The 18,445-nt window shown below is 74.5% G+C and carries 15 protein-coding genes and 3 tRNA genes; 6 read left to right on the top strand and 12 right to left on the bottom strand.

Annotated elements, in window-relative coordinates:
* Nucleotides 1-14: 14 nt before the first annotated feature.
* The 5 genes from ACZ6EM_RS09705 to ACZ6EM_RS09685 form a co-directional block, all read right to left on the bottom strand.
* Nucleotides 15-926, bottom strand: coding sequence for a 1-aminocyclopropane-1-carboxylate deaminase/D-cysteine desulfhydrase (locus tag ACZ6EM_RS09705; protein WP_401051122.1), 912 nt, complete (start codon nucleotides 924-926; stop codon nucleotides 15-17).
* A 101-nt stretch (nucleotides 927-1,027) separates the two neighbouring features.
* Complete coding sequence (locus tag ACZ6EM_RS09700) at nucleotides 1,028-1,696, bottom strand: GOLPH3/VPS74 family protein (protein ID WP_465772179.1); 669 nt, start codon at nucleotides 1,694-1,696, stop codon at nucleotides 1,028-1,030.
* 50 nt (nucleotides 1,697-1,746) lie between these two features.
* Nucleotides 1,747-1,974, bottom strand: coding sequence for a type II toxin-antitoxin system antitoxin (locus tag ACZ6EM_RS09695; protein WP_359915252.1), 228 nt, complete (start codon nucleotides 1,972-1,974; stop codon nucleotides 1,747-1,749).
* 9 nt (nucleotides 1,975-1,983) lie between these two features.
* The gene (locus ACZ6EM_RS09690) at nucleotides 1,984-2,931 is read right to left on the bottom strand and encodes an SPFH domain-containing protein (RefSeq protein WP_380542394.1); all 948 of its coding nucleotides are present in this window, start codon (nucleotides 2,929-2,931) and stop codon (nucleotides 1,984-1,986) included.
* 335 nt (nucleotides 2,932-3,266) lie between these two features.
* Nucleotides 3,267-3,340: transfer RNA gene (locus tag ACZ6EM_RS09685), tRNA-Ile, on the bottom strand.
* 188 nt (nucleotides 3,341-3,528) lie between these two features.
* Here ACZ6EM_RS09685 and ACZ6EM_RS09680 point away from each other — a divergent pair.
* Both ACZ6EM_RS09680 and ACZ6EM_RS09675 read left to right on the top strand, forming a co-directional pair.
* Nucleotides 3,529-4,386 (top strand): trypsin-like serine peptidase, encoded by an 858-nt coding sequence (locus ACZ6EM_RS09680; RefSeq protein ID WP_401051117.1) that lies wholly within the window; start codon nucleotides 3,529-3,531, stop codon nucleotides 4,384-4,386.
* 118 nt (nucleotides 4,387-4,504) lie between these two features.
* A complete protein-coding gene (locus tag ACZ6EM_RS09675; RefSeq protein WP_401051115.1) occupies nucleotides 4,505-5,251 on the top strand; it encodes a trypsin-like serine peptidase in 747 nt (248 codons plus the stop codon).
* Nucleotides 5,252-5,418: 167 nt separating this feature from the next.
* On the opposite strand, the gene ACZ6EM_RS09670 is transcribed toward ACZ6EM_RS09675, so the two are convergent.
* Nucleotides 5,419-5,491, bottom strand: a tRNA-Asn gene (locus ACZ6EM_RS09670).
* Nucleotides 5,492-5,553: 62 nt separating this feature from the next.
* Nucleotides 5,554-5,626: transfer RNA gene (locus tag ACZ6EM_RS09665), tRNA-Asn, on the bottom strand.
* Nucleotides 5,627-5,855: 229 nt separating this feature from the next.
* On the opposite strand from ACZ6EM_RS09665, the gene ACZ6EM_RS09660 reads away from it, so the two are divergent.
* From ACZ6EM_RS09660 to ACZ6EM_RS09645, 4 genes are all read left to right on the top strand, one after another.
* Nucleotides 5,856-6,161, top strand: coding sequence for a hypothetical protein (locus ACZ6EM_RS09660; protein ID WP_380347968.1), 306 nt, complete (start codon nucleotides 5,856-5,858; stop codon nucleotides 6,159-6,161).
* A 202-nt stretch (nucleotides 6,162-6,363) separates the two neighbouring features.
* A complete protein-coding gene (locus ACZ6EM_RS09655) occupies nucleotides 6,364-7,797 on the top strand; it encodes an FGGY family carbohydrate kinase (RefSeq protein WP_452177186.1) in 1,434 nt (477 codons plus the stop codon).
* A 102-nt stretch (nucleotides 7,798-7,899) separates the two neighbouring features.
* Nucleotides 7,900-9,303, top strand: coding sequence for a glutamate decarboxylase (locus tag ACZ6EM_RS09650; RefSeq protein WP_401054917.1), 1,404 nt, complete (start codon nucleotides 7,900-7,902; stop codon nucleotides 9,301-9,303).
* A 397-nt stretch (nucleotides 9,304-9,700) separates the two neighbouring features.
* Nucleotides 9,701-10,909, top strand: a complete 1,209-nt coding sequence (locus ACZ6EM_RS09645) for a helix-turn-helix domain-containing protein (RefSeq protein WP_465772178.1) — start codon at nucleotides 9,701-9,703, stop codon at nucleotides 10,907-10,909.
* 13 nt (nucleotides 10,910-10,922) lie between these two features.
* On the opposite strand, the gene ACZ6EM_RS09640 is transcribed toward ACZ6EM_RS09645, so the two are convergent.
* The 5 genes from ACZ6EM_RS09640 to ACZ6EM_RS09620 form a co-directional block, all read right to left on the bottom strand.
* Nucleotides 10,923-12,149, bottom strand: a complete 1,227-nt coding sequence (locus ACZ6EM_RS09640) for an RNA polymerase sigma factor (RefSeq protein ID WP_465772177.1) — start codon at nucleotides 12,147-12,149, stop codon at nucleotides 10,923-10,925.
* Between the two features lie 127 nt (nucleotides 12,150-12,276).
* The gene (gene dnaG / locus ACZ6EM_RS09635) at nucleotides 12,277-14,184 is read right to left on the bottom strand and encodes a DNA primase (RefSeq protein WP_465772176.1); all 1,908 of its coding nucleotides are present in this window, start codon (nucleotides 14,182-14,184) and stop codon (nucleotides 12,277-12,279) included.
* Between the two features lie 57 nt (nucleotides 14,185-14,241).
* Nucleotides 14,242-15,552 (bottom strand): deoxyguanosinetriphosphate triphosphohydrolase, encoded by a 1,311-nt coding sequence (locus tag ACZ6EM_RS09630; RefSeq protein ID WP_401048409.1) that lies wholly within the window; start codon nucleotides 15,550-15,552, stop codon nucleotides 14,242-14,244.
* Nucleotides 15,553-15,753: 201 nt separating this feature from the next.
* Nucleotides 15,754-16,761, bottom strand: a complete 1,008-nt coding sequence (locus tag ACZ6EM_RS09625; RefSeq protein WP_401048408.1) for an SGNH/GDSL hydrolase family protein — start codon at nucleotides 16,759-16,761, stop codon at nucleotides 15,754-15,756.
* Between the two features lie 187 nt (nucleotides 16,762-16,948).
* Nucleotides 16,949-17,893, bottom strand: a complete 945-nt coding sequence (locus ACZ6EM_RS09620; RefSeq protein WP_359902927.1) for a PAC2 family protein — start codon at nucleotides 17,891-17,893, stop codon at nucleotides 16,949-16,951.
* Between the last annotated feature and the right edge of the window lie 552 nt (nucleotides 17,894-18,445).

Genomic DNA, 18,445 nt, shown 5'->3' with positions numbered 1-18,445 from the left:
GGGCAGACCGACCGCTACTGCGGGTCCGGCAACCCGGTGACGACGGCGGTGAGGCGGGTGCCGCGGGGGAAGGCGCCCGCCCCCGCCAGGTCCGCCAGCGCGGCGAGCAGCTTGGCGACGTAACGGCGCTCCAGCGCGATCCCGTGGCGGCGCTCGAACCGCTCGGCGAAGTCGGCCAGCTCGGCCGGGACCCTGCCGTAGCCGCCGCCGTGGTGCCCGTGGTCGATCCGCCAGTTGCCGAACCCGCGCCCGTAGGCGGCCCGGTGCAGCCGGGTGACCTCCGCCTCCAGGTAGCCCTCGCCGCCGCGCAGCACGGCCACCCCGAGCGCCCGCGCGCCCGCCGGCAGACCGGCCGCGATACCGGCCAGGGTGCCGCCGGTGCCGACCGGGCAGCAGACCACGTCCCGCTCGCCGAGACCGGGCAGTTCGGCCGGGATCGCGGCCGCACCGACGGCGGCCAGGGCATTGGAGCCGCCCTCCGGGAGCACCAGGCAGCGGCCCCAGCGACGGAGCGGCGCGTCCGTGCCGTGCTCCCCCTCGGCCCGGCCGGTGGCCTCCCGGTACTCGGCCCGGCTCAGGAACTCCAGCCGCATCCCGGCCGCCTCGGCGGCCCGCAGCGACCAGTTGCGCGGCCGGTCGGCCAGTTCCTCGCCGCGCACCAGCCCGACGCTCTCCAGCCCGAGCGCCCCGGCGGCGGCCGCGACGGCCCGCAGATGGGTCGAGTAGGCGCCGCCGAAGGTCAGCAGCCGGGTGTGGCCCTGCTCCACGGCGGCGGCCAGGTTGGGCGCCAGCTTGCGCCACTTGTTGCCGGGGACGGTCGGGTGCAGCAGGTCGTCCCGCTTCAGCCGCAGCTCCACCCCGGCCCGGGCGAAGGCCTCGTCGGCGCAGTCCACCAGCGGGGTCGGCAGCAGGGCGGGTTCGAGCATCCGGCCAGCTTACGGGCCCGGACGGCCGGGAGCCCGGCCGCCGGACGGGCGACCGGGCTCCGCGGCCCCGCGGACGGACCGTCACCCCCGTGGACGGTCCGTCAGCCCAGGGCCGCGCTCTCCGCGGCGTGGCCCGCCGTCCGCCAGGCCAGGGCGGTACCGAGCGCGCGCGGGACCGGGCCGGCCGCCGGGGCCAGCTTCGCGATCCGGCCGCGGTGCTCCCGGCGCTCCCTGGAGCCGAGCACCGTACGGAGCTTCCCCGCCGCCACCAGGGCGGTCAGCGCCGCGTCGGCCGGGTCGACCCGGCTGAACGGGCCCGTCAGCGCCCCGGTGACGCGGGCCTCCAGCGCCTTGCGGACCCCGGGGTCGTGCACGGTGACCAGGGTCACCGGGAACAGGCCGGCCACCCGGTGCGGCCGGAGGGTGATCCGGCCGGATTCCGCCAGGCCGTCCCGGACCCGGCGGATCGGCTGGTCGCGCCCGGTGCTCCTGGCGCGGCCGACCCACGAGCTCCAGCTGTGCGGCCGGGTGGCCCTGATCCGGCCCAACAGGTCGGCACTGTACGGGTCGAGGCCGTCCTCGGCGGCGCCGCCGCGGACCCGGGCGACGGCCTTGCGGCCCTCCTCGTACAGCAGGCCCCGGCGCAACAGCTCGGTCAGCGCCGCCGCCTGCAGCAGCAGGTTGAGCGAGGAGTGCTGGGTGGTCCGCCCGCGCCGCGGGTCGTGGGCGAGCAGGTACAGCTTCTCGGGCAGGTTGGCAGGCAGGTCCATCTCGTTCTCCCAGGATCTGGAGGATCTGTGGGTGGCCCGGGCCGCCGCGGTCAGTCCCCGCCGGGACCGCCGCTCTCCGGGTCCTCCTTGGGCGGGCGTCCGCGCCGGGGAAGCCGGGCCGCGCCGCCGGGCATCCGCCCCGCGTCGGTGAGGGCGCGGCGGAGCAGGAACTCGATCTGCGCGTTGGTGCTGCGCAGGTCGTCCGCGGCCCATCGGGCGAGCGCGTCGTGAACTGAAGGGTCCAGTCGCAACAGGAGCTTCTTCCGTTCCGTCGCCAAGGCCTCGCCTTACTGGTAGAGGGAGCCCGTGTTCACGACGGGCTGGGTGCCGCGGTCGCCGCAGAGCACCACCAGGAGGTTGCTCACCATGGCGGCCTTGCGCTCCTCGTCCAGCTCCACGACATCGCGTTCGGCGAGCCGTTCCAGCGCCTCCTCGACCATACCGACGGCGCCCTCGACGATCAGCCTGCGCGCCGCCACCACGGCCCCGGCCTGCTGACGCTGGAGCATCACCTGGGCGACCTCCGGAGCGTACGCGAGCCTGGTGATCCGGGACTCGACGACCCGCACCCCGGCCGCGGCGACCCGGGCGGAGATCTCGGCGGAGAGCTTGCGGGCGATCTCGTCCGCACCGTCGCGCAGCGACAACTGGCCCTCGTGGTGGGCGTCGTACGGGTAGCTGGTGGCGATGTGCCGCACGGCCGTCTCGGTCTGGATGGCGACGAAGTCGGCGTAGTCGTCCACCTCGAAGAGCGCCATCGCGGTGTCCTCGACCTGCCAGACCACCACGGCGGCGATCTCGATCGGGTTGCCGTCCGCGTCGTTGACCTTGGTGGTCTCGGTCTCGTGGTTGCGGATCCGCAGCGATATGTGCCGGCGGTTGGTGAACGGGTTCAGCCAGGTCAGGCCCTCGGCGCGGATGGTGCCCCGGTAGCGCCCGAGCAGCTGGACCACCCGGGCCTGACCGGGCGAGACCACCGTCAGCCCGAACGTCGTCAGCAGTGAGCCGAGCAGCAGCAGCGGCCCGGCGATCACCAGGGCGATGCCCAACCCGCTGGTCTTCGAGGACAGTTGGGCCGCGCCGGCGATGACCGAGCCGACCCCGGCGAGCAGGCCGAACAGTGCGCCGCCGAGCACCGGCAGGCCGGCCGCCCCGGTGATGACCCGTTCGGTGATCCTGGGGACCGGGAGGTCCAGCGCGGGGCCGTCCTCGACGGCGAAAGGCGGTGTGGTCATGGGAGCGACTCCTTCTGCGAGCATCCGCATCCGATGTCAAAGTGATATCACTTTTTTGCCGCACCGCGCCAGGGACCGGCGACGGGCACAGGGGAACGGACGGCCGCCCAGCGGCGACGGGAACGGGGGAGGAACGGCCGCCGAGTGGCGGCGCACGACCGTCGGGGACGGCCCGGCCCGATGCCCACGGGCGGGTGAATTCCGGCGCGCCACACGGGGAAGGGGGTGGCCGCGGCCTAGACTCTGCGACGTCGCAGGCGGTGGGAAGGCGGTGGGCGCCGGCTCGGCGGCCCGCCAGCGAAGGGTCGTACGACACTCGTCGCACATCGAGAAGGTGGGGCGGGTGGGACTCGAACCCACGACCAAGGGATTATGAGTCCCCTGCTCTAACCGGCTGAGCTACCGCCCCGGTTCGCCGCACGCGCCGGTCGTCGGCACGGCAGCAGCAGACGGCCCCAGCGAGGCCGTCCCGGGCAGCATAGCCGGTCGATCACCCGTGGTGCGCGCCGGGGGCCAGCTGGGTGCGCGACGGTACGCGCCTCCCGGGCGGCGCAGCCCGGGTGGCGGCGGGGCACCCGTTCGGGGCAGCCTGGGCGGATGACGACTCGTGGGACGGGGGCGGCGGCCGCGACGCTCGCACTGGTGCTGGCCGCGGCCGGCTGCACCACCGCGGCGGGCCCGGGCGGGGGCACCCCCACCGTCACCTCGGCACCTCCCACCGCCTCCTCCGCCTCCGTCGACAGCCACGGCTGGAACCGGCAACGGCTCAGGGGAGCGGTCGGCCGGCACACCGGGGTCACCCGCACCGCCAAGCCCACCGTGCTCAACGGCCTGGTCGGCGCGGTGTTCACCCGCAACGCCGACGGCGACCACTTCTGCACCGCCAGTGTGGTCGACAGTGCCGGGCTCAACCTCGTCGTCACCGCCGCCCACTGCGTCTGGGACCCGAAGCTCGGGCGGCGCGGCGATCTGGTCTTCGTCCCCGGCTACCGCGACGGCGACACCCCCAGCGGCGTCTGGCCGCTGCTGACCGTCACCGTGGACGACGGCTGGAACGACCACGCCGACCCGGACATGGACGTCGCCTTCGCGGTCGTCCAGGCGCAGGACGGCCGCCAGGTCCAGCAGGTGCTCGGCGCCAACCGACTGGGCGTCAACCGCGGCTACCGGCTCCCGGTGAAGATCACCGGCTACCCGAGCAGCAGCGGCGTCCCGATCACCTGCTCCAACACCACCGACCGGCAGAGCCCCACCCAGCTGCGGATCGACTGCCCCGACTACACCGGCGGCACCAGCGGCAGCCCGTGGGTCACCGACTTCGACCCGGCCACCAGGACCGGCACCGTGGTCGGCGTGATCGGCGGCTACCAGGAGGGCGGCAACAGCCCGGACACCTCGTACAGCAGTTACTTCGGCGACCGCGTCCAGGCCCTGTACGACCGCGCCACCGGCTGATCCGCGGCGGACCCGACACGCGGTGGTGGCGCCGCCGGGCACGGCCTGGTAGATCTTCCTCACGAACGGCGGAACGCACGGCCCCGGTGCCCGCCCCGAGGAACGAGACGGAGCCCCGATGGCCTCCCGCCCGCCGCGGCCCCCGCGCACGGCACGAACGGCCGCGCTGGCCGCCCTGCTGCTGGCCGCCGGCACCGCGTGCGGCGGGCAGGACGGGGCGCCGACCGCCGAGGTCGCGCAGCAGAGCCCCGCCCGGGACCGGATCGGCACCCTCTCCATCCGCACCGCCCAGGGCCCGCGCGCCTGCACCGCGAGCGTGGTGCACAGCCCCCGGCGCAATCTGCTGGTCACCGCGGCGCACTGCGTGCAGACCCGCCGGATCGGCCTGCTGGACGGTCTGGTGTTCACCCCCGGCTACCGCAACGGGTCCACGCCGTACGGGACTTGGCCGGTACAGGCGATCACCGTCGACCCGCGCTGGGCGGCCGGCGACGACCCCGAGTACGACGTGGCCTTCGTCACGGTGGGCACGGTCGACGGCCGGCAGGTCGAGGACGCGGTCGGCGGCAATCCGATCGGCACCGGCCAGGGCTTCGGCCTGTCCGTCGCCGTCACCGGCTACCCGAACGAGAGCGACGAGCCGATCACCTGCGCGGCCCGGACCAGTTCGCAGAGCGCCACCCAGGAACGCTTCGACTGCGGCGGCTACACCGACGGCACCAGCGGCAGCCCGTGGGTCGCCGCGAACGGCACGGTGATCGGCGTGATCGGCGGCTACCAGGAGGGCGGGGAAACCCCCGGCACCTCGTACAGCGTCACCTTCGACCAGCGGGTCGCCGACCTCTACCGGAAGGCGACCGCCTGACCCGGGAGCCGGCCGCGGGACCGGAACCGGGCGCACGGGCGGATCCGGGGGGAAGCCGGGCGGTATCGCGTACGTCACGCCGCGGGACCGGGCGACGACAACACGAAGGCCCCCCGGTCGACCGAGGGGCCTTCGCTCTGAGCAGTCACCGGGCGGACCCGGTGCAGCTCCCGCAATTGGACTCGAACCAATAACCTGCCGATTAACAGTCGGCTGCTCTGCCAATTGAGCTATGCGGGATCGCGGTACTCGACTTCCGTACCACGGACGGGAAGCAGGACCCCGAAGGACCTTCTCCCGAGCTCCCCCAATTGGACTCGAACCAATAACCTGCCGATTAACAGTCGGCTGCTCTGCCAATTGAGCTATGGGGGATCGGCTCCCGCCTCGGCCCCCGGTCTCCCGGGCTCCTCGGCGCTCGCTGCGGGACATACATTAGCGCACTCGGGGGGGTGGTCCGCCAATCGCTTTCCCGGCTTGCCCCCGGGTTGCCGCCCGGCGTGCCCCGCGCGCGCCCGGCGACGGGGCCGGGGATGCTGGGGCGCGGACGGTTCGCCGTCCCGACGGACGGGTAGGGCAATGCGGCAGAAGCCGCCAGGAGAGGGTGGATCCGACCATGTGGAAGCTGTCGTTGGCCGCGGGTTTCGCGGCCGGCTACGTCCTCGGCTCGCGAGCCGGGCGCCGGCGCTACGAACAGATCGCCAGGGTCACCCGGCAGGTCGCCCGGAACCCCACGGTCCAGGGCGCGACCGACCGGGCCCGGCAGCAGGCCGGGGCGGTGGCCGGGAGGGCGGCCGGCGCGGTCGCGGACCGGGTCGGCGACCGGCTGCCGAACGCCGTCACCGACCGGGTGCCGTACTTCAACCGCTCCCGGGCGGAGGACGACGGCTGGGGCACCTTCCGCCCGTGACGGGCGGCGGCCGACCCGCCGGTGGCCCCCGTGCGCCACTGGTCCGGGCCGTGTGTCGCGCGACACACGGCCCGGCGGCTACCCCCCGTCAGTGACGGGACGGTGACGCCGGACCCAAGCGAACCCCAACGCGCGGTCGCGAACCGGCAACGTCTCACCCGGCCCGGACGCGTCCCGGGCCGGGCTGAGGCATGATCTCGGCATGGCCATCGTCGCGGGGATAGACAGCTCGACCAACCGCACCCGGATCGTCGCGTGCGACGCCGACACCGGCGCCGTCCTGCGCTCCGGCAAGGCGCCCCACCCCGTCCCCGAGGACCAGGACCTGCGCCCGGGCGAGGCCGACCCCCAGGTCTGGCTGCACTCGCTCGGCGACGCCGCGACCGGCGGCCTGTTGGAGGGCGTCCGGGCGATCGGCGTCAGCGCCCAGCAGCACGGGATGATCGGCCTGGACGCGGGCGGGGTACAGGTCCGCCCGGCGCTCCTGTGGAACGACCCGCGCTCCAGCGGGGCCGCCGCCAAGCTGCTGGACGCCTTCGGCGGCCCGGCCGCCTGGACCGCCGCGATCGGCGCCGTGCCCGCCCCCACGTACACCATCGCCAAGCTGCGCTGGCTGGCCGAGTTCGAGCCGGCCAACGCCCGTCGGATCGCCGAGGTGCTGCTGCCGCACGACTGGCTGGTCTGGCAGTTGCTCGGCCACCCCAAGCGCCGCACCACCGACCGCGGCGACGCCTCCGGCACCGGCTACTGGTCGCCGATCACCGGCGAGTACCGGCAGGACCTGGTCGAGCTGGCGCTCGGCCACGAGCTCAGGCTGCCCGACGTCCTGCCCCCGGCCGAGCCCGCCGGGCACACCCCCGAGGGCCTGCTGATCTCGGCCGGAACCGGGGACAACATGGCCGCCGCACTGGGCCTGGGCCTCGGCCCGGGCGACGCGGTGGTCTCCCTCGGCAGCGCCGGAACGATCTTCGCGGTGCACGAGGAGGCCGTGGTGGACGCCTCCGGCCTGGTCTCCTCCTTCGCCGACGCCAGCGGCCGGCACCTGCCGATGGTCGCCACCCTCAACGCCGCCGAGGTGCTGCGCTCCACCGCCGCCCTGCTCGGCCGGGACCTGGAGGGCCTGAGCGACCTCGCCCTGCACTCCTCCCCCGGCGCCTACGGCCTGGTGCTGCTGCCCTACCTGGACGGCGAACGCACCCCCGCGCTGCCGCACGCGGCCGGCACCCTGACCGGGCTGCGGGCCGAGGCGATGACCCCTCAGCACCTGGCCCGGGCCGCCGTCGAGGGCATGCTGTGCAACATCGCCGACGCCCTCGACGTGCTGCGCGCCCGGGGCGTCGCGGTGAAGCGGGTGTTCCTGCTCGGCACGGCCGGGCGGCTGGCCGCCGTCCGGCACATCGCCCCGATGCTGTTCGGCGTCCCGGTCGTGGTGCCGCCACCGGGCGCCCACGCCGCCCGCGGGGCCGCCCGGCAGGCCGCGTGGGCGCTGGCGGGCACCCCGGAGCCGCCGGAGTGGGAGCTGCCGGACGCCGAGACCGTCGAGCCCGACGGGGAGCAGGACCTGGCGATCGGCTCGGCGGTGCGTCAGCAGTACCGGGCCGCCCGCGACCAGATCCACCCGGAGGCCGCGGCCTGACCCCGGCCCGGGGGCGGTGACGGCCGTGCGGATGCGGCACCCGGCGCCCGGTGGCAGCGTGGAACGGGACACGGCCACCGACGCGGAAGGCGGCAGGACGCCATGGCGCTGCACAAGGGAGCCGGCGGCGACCGCCGGCTGAGCATCGGCCCGTACCCGACCGTCGCCGACCCGTTGGGCGCGATGAAGCTGGCCCCGCCGCTGCACCGGCTCGGCGAGGGCCCGGTCGCGGCCGAGACCACGTACCAGCTGATCCACGACGAGCTGATGCTGGACGGCAACGCGAAGCTCAACCTGGCGACCTTCGTCACCACCTCGATGGACGCCCAGGCCACCCGGCTGATGACCGAGTGCCTCGACAAGAACATGATCGACAAGGACGAGTACCCGCAGACCGCCGAACTGGAGCGGCGCTGCGTGGCGATCCTCGCCGACCTCTGGCACGCCCCCGACCCGGACACCGCCGTCGGCTGCTCCACCACCGGCTCCAGCGAGGCCTGCATGCTGGCCGGCATGGCGCTCAAGCGCCGCTGGATGCGGCGCCACCCCGACCGCTACGCCGCCGGGGCCCGGCCGAACCTGGTGATGGGCGTCAACGTGCAGGTCTGCTGGGAGAAGTTCTGCAACTTCTGGGAGGTCGAGGCCCGCACCGCGCCGATGGAGGGCGACCGCTTCCACCTGGACGCCGAGCGGGCGGCCGCGCTGTGCGACGAGAACACCATCGGTGTGGTCGCCGTGCTCGGCTCCACCTTCGACGGCTCGTACGAGCCGGTCGCGGAGATCTGCGCGGCCCTGGACGCCTTCCAGGAGCGCACCGGCGTCGACGTCCCGGTGCACGTGGACGGCGCCTCCGGCGGCATGGTGGCACCCTTCCTCGACCCGGACCTGTCCTGGGACTTCCGACTGCCCCGGGTCGCCTCGATCAACACCTCCGGCCACAAGTACGGCCTGGTGTATCCCGGGGTGGGCTGGGCGCTCTGGCGCGACAAGGAGGCACTGCCGGAGGAACTGGTCTTCCGGGTCAACTACCTGGGCGGCGAGATGCCGACCTTCGCCCTCAACTTCTCCCGGCCCGGCGCCGAGGTGGTCGCCCAGTACTACATCTTCCTGCGGCTCGGCCGGGATGGCTTCCGGGCCGTCCAGGGCGCCTGCCGCGAGGTCGCCACCTACCTCGCCGGGCGGATCGGGAAGCTGGACGGCTTCCGGCTGCTGACCCGGGGCGACCAGCTGCCGGTATTCGCCTTCACCACCGAAGGGGACGTCCCGTTCGACGTGTTCGACGTCTCGCGGCGGCTGCGCGAACGCGGCTGGCAGGTGCCGGCGTACGCCTTCCCGGCCAACCGGGAGGACCTGTCGGTGCTCCGGGTGGTCTGCCGCAACGGCTTCTCGCGGGACCTCGCCGACCTGCTGCTGGCCGACCTCGACCGGCTGCTGCCGGAACTGCGGCGCCAGCCCGTCCCGCTCCAGCAGCTCGGGGTGCCGCCCCGCTCGGGCTTCCACCACTGACCCTTCGCACACCCGGGAGAACGTCACGGCGGGGAGGGCGCAGCGAAGCGCCCTCCCCGCCGGACCATCCCGGCGGGCCGGGGCAGCCTCCCCCCGCGAGGCTGCCCCGGTCCGGTGGGGGCCGGGAACGGGTGCGGACCGACGGGTGATCGATCGGCGTCCGAACGGTTCCACCGACGGGTGAACCGCACCGGCCAGAGAACTCTGCACGATGACCACGTGAATGTTCGAGCGTCTCCGGGGGTTGTGAGACACTTCCGTCCGTCTCAGCGCCATGACCTGGGGTTTGGGACGCCAGGCCGATCAGGTTGGAGAAGCGGAGACGCCGAACGGCCCGGGCCGGGACCTGCCGCTCACCCGTTCCCCGTCCCCGTTTCTCTAGTTTGGAGCGCCCGCGTTGGGTTCCGCCTGGAAGCAGCTGCCCGAGGAGCTGTCCGAGCCCGCCAGACGCCTGGCGGAGGAGCTCCGGGCCATCAAGGACACCGCCGGACTGTCACTGTCCGAACTGGCCGCCCGGACCCACTACAGCCGGGCCTCCTGGGAGCGCTGGCTCAACGGCAAACGGGTCGTCACCGAGCAGGCGCTGGACGCGCTGGTCGGGACGGTCGACTGCGACGCGGCCGCGCTGCGGGCGCTGTGGCGGCGGGCGGTGGCGGGGCCGGAGGCCGCGGCGCCGGTCACGGGCGCGGGCACGGACGCGGACGCGGGCACGGACGCGGGCTCCGGCGCAGGCACGGACGCGGGCGCGGGCGCGGCGGTCGCCGAGGAGCGCGACGGCCAGGGCCCGCAGCGGCCGGCCGTCGCTGACGAACCCCCGGGCCCCGAGGAGTCCGCGGCCAAAAGCCCCGCCCCCGAGGAGACCACCGCCCCTGAACCGGCCGCCGGCGAGGCGCCGACGACCGGGCAGGAGTCCGGGCCCGCCCCCCTCGCCTGGTGGCGGCGTCCGGCGGCGCTGCTCTCCGGCGCGGCCGTGCTGGCGCTGCTGCTGGTGCTGGTGGGCCTGCGGATCAGCCGGCACGACGGGCAGGCCTCGGCGGCCGACCGGCCCGCCGCGACGGCCGACGCCGGCACCTCCCCCAGCGCCAAGCCCGCCCCGGGCGCCCCGGCCTGTCAGGCCGTCGGCTGCGCGCACAAGGACCCGAAGACCACCGGCTGCGGCAAGGACGCCCGGACGCTGCAGACCCAGGTGATCGGCAAGGTGGTCGTCTACCTCCGGTACAGCCGGACCTGCCGGGCGGCCTGGGCGGCCATCACCGAGGGCGAGCCGAAGGACTACGCGACGATCAGCGACAGCGCCGGCGACGCCGAGACGGCGCTCATCCACTGGGGCTACGACAACTACTCGGCGATGCTGAACGCGGCGGACCCGACCGTCACCTTCCAGGTCTGCGGCTACCAGCCGGCCGGCCACGACTGCACCGCGGTGGTCTCCGACCTGGCCATGGTGGTGGCCTCCACCCCGATCCCGATCGGTCCCGCCTCTCCCCCGCCGGGCACCGGCGCGGGAGCGCCCACGACCCCGGCCCCGGCCACACCGGCCGACCCGGCACCGGCCGACCCGGCAGCACCGGCCGCCGCTCCGACCGAGTCGGCCGGTCCGTCCTGACCACGACCGGCCGCTAGTCGAGGTAGCCGCGCAGCTGCTCCGCGCTGGCGTGGTCGCGGAGCTTGACCAGGGTCTTCGACTCGATCTGGCGGATCCGCTCCCGCGTGACACCGAACACCGCGCCGATCTCCTCCAGCGTGCGCGGGCGGCCGTCGTCCAGCCCGTAGCGGAGCTGGACCACCTGGCGCTCCCGCTCCCCCAGGGTGGCCAGGACCGCCTCCAGGTGCTGGCGCAGCAGCAGGAAGGTCGCGGACTCGGCGGGCGAGGCGGCGTCGGCGTCCTCGATCAGGTCCCCGAGCGCGACGTCCTCCTCCTCGCCGACCGGCGTGTGCAGCGAGATCGGCTCCTGGGCCAGCCGCAGCAGCTCGCGCACCCGCTCCTCGGTCAGCTCCAGGGCGGCGGCGATCTCGGCCGCCGTCGGTTCCAGGCCGCGCTCCTGGAGCAGGCCGCGCTTGGCCCGGACCACCCGGTTGATCAGCTCGACCACGTGCACCGGCACCCGGATCGTCCGGGCCTGGTCGGCCAGCGCCCGGCTCATCGCCTGCCGGATCCACCAGGTCGCGTACGTGGAGAACTTGAAGCCGCGGGTGTAGTCGAACTTCTCCACCGCCCGGATCAGTCCCAGGTTGCCCTCCTGGACCAGGTCCAGCAGGGTCAGTCCGCGGCCGACGTAGCGCTTGGCGACGGAGACCACCAGCCGCAGGTTCGCCTCGATCAGCCGCCGCTTGGCGATCCGGCCCCGCACCACCAGGGAGTCCAGCTCGACGGCCAGCGGGTCGGGCGGCGGCGGATCGCCGTTCAGCCGCTCCTCGGCGAAGATGCCGGCCTCCACCCGGCGGGCCAGCTCGACCTCCTCCGCGGCGGTGAGCAGGCGGATCCGGCCGATCTCGCGCAGGTACTGGCGCAGCAGGTCGGCGGCCGGCCCGGTGTCCTCGGCGGGCCCCCGGCGCTCCCGCCGGTCCTCGGCCCCGGCCCGCGCTCCGGGCGAGGGCTCGAACCCGGACACGGCCCCGGGCTCGGCCTCGGGGACGGCCTCGGCCTCGGCCTCGGGGGCCGGGCTGTCCGGGTGGCCCTCCGGCAGGCCCTGGGCGGGGATCCGGGCACCGTCCGGGGGCGCGGCCCGGGCCCGGCCGTGGTGGGTCTCCTGCTCCCCGGTCTCCTGCGGTCCGGCCGGTCCGGCCGGTCCGGCGGGCTTCGTTCCCGTACTGGTGGTGGTCGCTGCGACGAGGCCTTGCTCCACGGGCATCCCCTCGGGGCGGGCGCGACTCTGGCGGACCCGCGCTGTACGGAGGTGGGACGTCCTCCAGTGTGCGGTACGCCACGCTCCGTGGCCGAGACTCGTGCGCCGACTTTCTGTGAAGCGAACGCTAGAGAGCGGCCGCACCCCGGCTGCGCAGCTCCTGCCCGTACTGCTGGAGCTGCCACAGCTCGGTCTGCACCGCGTGCAGCCGTTCGGCCTCGGCCCGGGGGCCGAGCCGCTGGAGGTAGCCGCGGACCTCGGTGATCCGCCGGTCCACCGCCAGCATGCGCAGCTTGACCAGGAACTCCCCCGCGTAGATCGCGTCCACCTTGCGTCGCGAGCGCACCGGCTCGACGGTCAGCTCGGTGACCAGCGAGCGCACCTGGTCGTCCGGGGACGCCTCGCGCACCGCGCTGGTGAAGTCGGGCAGGCCCGCCCCGTGCGCGGCGCCTCCGGCCTTGGCGATGGCCTGCCGGACGGCGGTGTACGGCGGGGTCGGGAACTCGTCCTCGCCATAGTGGTCGAAGGCCGGACTGACCAGGTCCGGGTGCTGGAGGGCCAGCTTGAGCAGCTCGCGCTCGACGAACTGGGCCGGGTCGCGCGGGTTGAGCCGGAAGGCGGGCTGCGCCGGGCGCTGCGACGGGGCCTGCTCCGGGCGGCGCTGGGCGGCCGCGCCGCGCGGGTTCTGCTGGCGCTCGCGGTCCCAGCGGGCCAGCTGGGAGATCCGGCGGACGACGAACTGCTCGTCCAGGATGCCGAGCATGCCGGCCAGGCGGACGGCGTACTCGTGCTGGATCGAGCGGTCCTTGATCTTGGCGACGATCGGGGCCGACTCCTCCAGTGCCGCCGAACGCCCCTCCGGGGTGTCCACCCGGTGCCGGGCCACCACCGAGTTCAGCGCGAACTCGAAGAGCGGGACCGGGTTGTCGATCAGGTGCTTGACCGCCTCGTCGCCCTGGGCCAGGCGCAGCTCGCACGGGTCCATGCCGCCCGGGCTGACCGCGATGGAGGTCTTGGCGGCGAACTTCTGGTCGTCCTCGAAGGCGCGCAGGGCGGCCTTCTGGCCGGCCGCGTCGCCGTCGAAGGTGAAGACGGTCTCGCCCCGGTACTGCGAGGTGTCCATCAGGAGCCGGCGGATGATCTTGATGTGGTCCTCGGCGAAGGCGGTGCCGCAGGTGGCCACCGCCGAGGTGACCCCGGCCAGGTGGCAGGCCATCACGTCGGTGTAGCCCTCGACCACCACCGCGCGGCCCGACTTGGCGATCTCCTTCTTCGCCAGGTCGATGCCGTACAGCACGTGGGACTTCTTGTAGATCGGGGTCTCGGGCGTGTTGAGGTACTTCGGGCCGTTGTCGTCCTCGCGCAGGCGGCGGGCGCCGAAGCCGACCACCTCGCCGGCGATGTCCCGGATCGGCCAGACCAGCCGGCCCCGGAAGCGGTCGATCAGGCCGCCGCGCTGGCCCTGCGAGGCGAGGCCGCCCAGCAGGATCTCCTTGTCGGTGAAGCCCTTGCCGCGCAGGTAGCGGACCAGGTGCTCCCACCCCACGGGGGCGTAGCCGACGCCGAAGACCGTGGCGGCCTCCTCGTCGAAGCCGCGCTCGGCCAGGAAGCGGCGGCCGATCTCCGCCTCCGGCGAGGCCAGCTGCTCCCGGTAGTAGGCGGCGGCCACCTTGTGCGCCTCGACCAGCCGGGTGCGCTCGCCCTGCTGGTGGCGGGGGCTGTAGCCGCCCTCCTCGTAGCGCAGGGTGATGCCGGCCTGGGCGGCCATCCGCTCGACGGCCTCGGCGAAGGTGAAGTGCTCGATCTTCATCAGGAAGGCGATGGTGTCGCCGTTCTCCTGGCAGCCGAAGCAGTGGAAGACGCCCTTGGCGGGGTTCACGTAGAAGGAGGCGGACTTCTCGTCGTGGAAGGGGCAGACGCCCTTGTACTCACCACCGCCACCGTTGGTCAGCTGTACGTAGTCGCCGACCACCGCGTCGATCGGCAGTGCGCTGCGCACCGCCTGTACGTCTTCGTCCCTGATCCGCCCGGCCACCCCGGAAGTCTACTGGGGCGGCCGGGCATTCGATCCGCGGCGGCCGCCTCCGGGCGGCTACGCCCAGGCGGCGCCGACCAGCTTGGCGTGCAGGGCCAGGGCCGAGGCGTCCGTGAGGGTGGCGATCTGGTCGATGACCGTGCGCAGGGCGGCGCGGTCGTCCTCGGCCTCGCGGTACATGGCGGCGAACACCGGGTCCAGCCCCTCGGGGGCGCGCTGGGTGAGGACGTACGCCAGCTCGGCGATCACGATCCGCTGGCGGGCCCGCAGCTGGGTCTGCTCGTCGCGCTGCATGACGTAGCGGACGGCGACCGCCTTGAGCACCGCGCACTCCAGCCGGACGTCCCTCGGCACCACCAGCTCGGCGGTGTAGCGGGTGAGCCGGCCGGGGCCGTAGCGGGCGCGGGTGGCCTGCTCGGCGGCCAGGCAGAAGCGGCCGATCAGCTGGCTGGTGAGGTCCTTGAGCCCGCCCCGGGCGCGGGCGGTGCCGTCGTAGGAGCGGGGCCACCACTCCTGGGCGAGCAGCCGGTCCAGGGCGTCGGACAGCTCCTGGGGCTCGGCGTCCCGGGCGTAGCGCTCGGCGACCTTGAAGAGCTCGGCGCGCTCACCGGGGGCGCGCAGGGCGGCCGGGTCGATGTGGCCGGCCTGGAGGCCGTCCTCGACGTCGTGGGTGGAGTAGGCCACGTCGTCGGACCAGTCCATCACGGTGGCCTCGAAGCACTTGCGCCCGGTCGGGGAGCCGGCCCGCAGCCAGCGGAAGACCGGCAGGTCGTCGGCGTAGACGCCGTACTTGGGCGAGGCCGGGTCGGTGGGGTGGGCACCCTTGGTCCACGGGTACTTGGTGGCGGCGTCGAGGGCGGCCCGGCTCAGGTTGAGGCCGACGCTGCGGCCCGGCCAGGGGGCGAGCCGGGTGGCGGGCTGCTCCTCCTGGGGCGCGAAGCGCTTGGGTTCGAGCCGGGTCAGGATGCGCAGCGACTGGGCGTTGCCCTCGAAGCCGCCGCAGGCCTCGGCGGCCTGGTCGAGGGCCTCCTCGCCGGTGTGGCCGAACGGCGGGTGGCCGATGTCGTGGGCCAGGCAACCGGTCTCCACGAGGTCCGGGTCGCAGCCCAGGGCGGCCCCCAACTCCCGCCCGACCTGGGCGCATTCGAGGGAGTGGGTGAGCCGGGTGCGCGGGAAGTCGCTGCGCATCGGGGCGACCACCTGGGTGGTGCCGGCCAGCCGGCGCAGCGCGGCCGAGTGCAGCACCCGGGCACGGTCGCGCTGGAAGGCCGTACGGCCCGGGCGCTTGTCGGGTTCGGGGACCCAGCGGGCCTCGGCAGCGTGGTCGTACGGGATCGGGGCGGCGAGGCGGTGCGTGGTGTCGTCCATATGCCCTTCACCGTACGCCGGGCCCCCGACACGCGGGGTGTGCCGCGCGCGAAGGAGCGCGGGCCGGGGCGTGAACGGTGCGCGGCGCGCGGGTGCCCGCCCCGGCGAGTCGACCCCACCCGGACGGCGCAGCCCCGCGCGCCCCCTGCGTCCCTGCGCCCTACGCCCCTGCGTCCCGAACGTCCCCCGGCCCGGGCGGCCTCAGCCCCTGATCGCCTTCAGGACCACGCCGGACACCGCCTCCTGCCCCTTGGCGTTGGGGTGGATCGGCACCAGCCCCTGGGCCGGCAGGGGCGGCTCCACCCAGCGCTTGTCCTCCCCCGCGCACATGTCGTGCCCGGCCGAGGGCCCGGCGAGGTCCACGAACACCGCTCCGGCGGCCTCCGCGCGCTTCTTGAGCATGCCGTTCAGCTGCTGCTGCTTCTCCACCAGGAAGCCCAGGTCGGAGGCGGCCACGGCGTTGCCGAGCACCGGCAGGCAGCTCGCCGGGTCGGCCGGGAGCAGCCCCGGGTACCCGATCACGTACACCCTGGCCTTCGGGGAGCGCTTCTTGACGTCCTGGAGCACCTGGCCGATCCGGTCGCCGGCCGCCTCCACCTTGCGCTGGACGTCGTCGGTGCCGTTGCCGGCCGCGTAGTGGTCCCGGCAGGGCGAATCGCTGATCCGGTCGGCACTGTCGGTGATCACGCCCTTGACGATGTCCACCAGGTTGGCCTTGGCGCACTCGGTCACGACCTCCATGAAACCGGCGTCGTTGCCGCCGATCCCCAGGGTGACCAGCCGGGTGTCCGCGGTCAGCGCGTCCAGCTGGGCCGGGTTGGTGCCGTCCGCGACCTTCTGCGGACCGGTCAGGTCCCCGGTGCGGGCGCCGCTGCAGCTGACGTCCTTGAACTGCCCGGCGGCGAGCGAGAGCTCCTTCGCCACCAGGGACGGGTAGTTGGCCCCGGAGCGGTAGCAGGCGCCCGGCTCGCCGACCTGCGGCGGGAGCTTCATCCCGGCCGTGTACGAGTCGCCGAGCGCGACGTACGGGCCGGTCGGCGGCGGGGCGGCGGTCGGCGACGGGTTCGCGCCGGCCTGCGCGCGGGCGGGCGTCGCGCCGGCGGCGGCGCTCCCCTGCTGGTCGGTACCGGCGTTGTCGGTGCAGCCGGCCAGCAGCACTGCGGCCAGTCCGACGGTCAGGGCGATGGTCGGGCGTGCGGTCCTCGGCATGGTCTCCCCCCGGGGATACGGGTCACGGTCGGCTCCTTACGGCGGCCCGTCCCCCGGGCACACCAGGGGCCAACGAACGATCGCGGCCGATCACTCCCACCCGCGCCCGATCGCCGCACGACGAGCCGGATCCGGCCGGAATCCGCCCCTCGGACCCCGTCCGGCCGCCCGGTTCCGCCCGCCCCGGCTACTCCGCGCCGCGCTCGTGCTCGGCCAGGAACTGCTCGAAGCGCCGCCCCAGTTCGTCCGCCGAGGGCAGGTCCGCCGGCTCGGCCAGCAGGCTCTCCCGGCCCTCCGCGCCCGCCACGGCGTCGTACTGGCCCTCCATGCCGCGGATCGCCGAGCGCAACTCGCCGTCCCCCTGGGCCAGCTGCTCCTCGATGTCGGCGTAGACCTCGGGGACCCGCTCGCGCAGCCCGGTACCGGGCAGCACCAGCCCGGTGGCGGACTGCACCGCCTCCAGGACCTGGACGGCCGCCGCCGGGTAGGCGGAGCGGGCCACGTAGTGCGGGACGTGCACGGCGAAGCCCAGGACGTCGTGCCCGGCCTCGCCCAGGCGGTACTCCACCAGCGCCTGGGCACTGCCCGGGACCTGCGCCTGCTCGAACCACTGCGGGTAGCCCGGGGCGAGGTCCAGCCGGTTGCCGTGCGGCGTCAGGCCGACCGGGCGGGTGTGCGGCACGCCCATCGGGATGCCGTGGAAGTCGATGGAGAGCCGCACCTCGAAGCGGTCCACCAGCTCGCGGACGGCACGCGCGAAGCGCTCCCACTCGACGTCCGGCTCGGGGCCGGTGAGCAGCAGGAACGGCGCGCCGGCGGCGTCGTGGACGAGCTGGAGCAGGATCTCCGGCGGGTCGTAGGACGTCCAGTGGTCGTGGTCGAAGACCATCGCCGGGCGACGGGCCCGGTAGTCCACCAGACGGTCGTGGTCGAAGCGGGCCACCACCTGCGGCGCGCCCGTCTCCAGCAGGTGGGCCACCACCTGGCCGCCGGCCTCCCCGGCGTCCATGAAGCCCTCGAAGTGCTGGAGCAGCACGAGGCCGGCACCGGTGTCGCGCAACTGCTCGTTGGCCGCGGCAACGGCGGCCACGCCCTGCTGATCCAGCTCGTACAACGCCTGGAAGTCACGCACCGCGCACCCAACCCCGTTCCCTGCTCGTCCCGGTCGACCGGCTTCTCGTCCTGTCCAGCGCGCCGGGCGCCGCCGGAATTCCCACCCCCGGCCCCCGCCCTGCGGACCTCCCGTCCGCGCGCCCCGCGGGGCCCGTCCGACGGCTCCCCGGGGGGCTCGCCCGACGGCCTCGGACGAACGCTCCGGACCATGATCGCACCCGGCCGAAGACTCCCTGGTCAGGGCCCTGCGAGGGGCCGGTCCGCAGGGCACGCGAACGGCCCGCGCGGCCATTCGCGTGCCGCGAAGTGACGCACCGCCTTCTGGCGGGTATCGTCCTCTCGCTGCCTCGCATCGTCGCGTCGTCGTCACGTCGTCCGTAACGCCGTCGGCCACGTCCCGGTCCGGTGCTCGGCCAGCCACCCACGACGCATCTTGCCTTCACCTGGCCGCCTGCTTCCCTTCGCGCTCTCGTACCCTCCTCGGCCATCTCGCGGACGCACACTGTCCCGTCGCTCTTCCCGCCGGACCGGTCCGAGGATCCGTGTCCGTTCCGGCACCCCGCGCCGCCCG

The organism is Kitasatospora sp. NPDC041917 (assembly GCF_055589745.1).
This window is presented reverse-complemented; position numbering and strand designations above follow the sequence as displayed.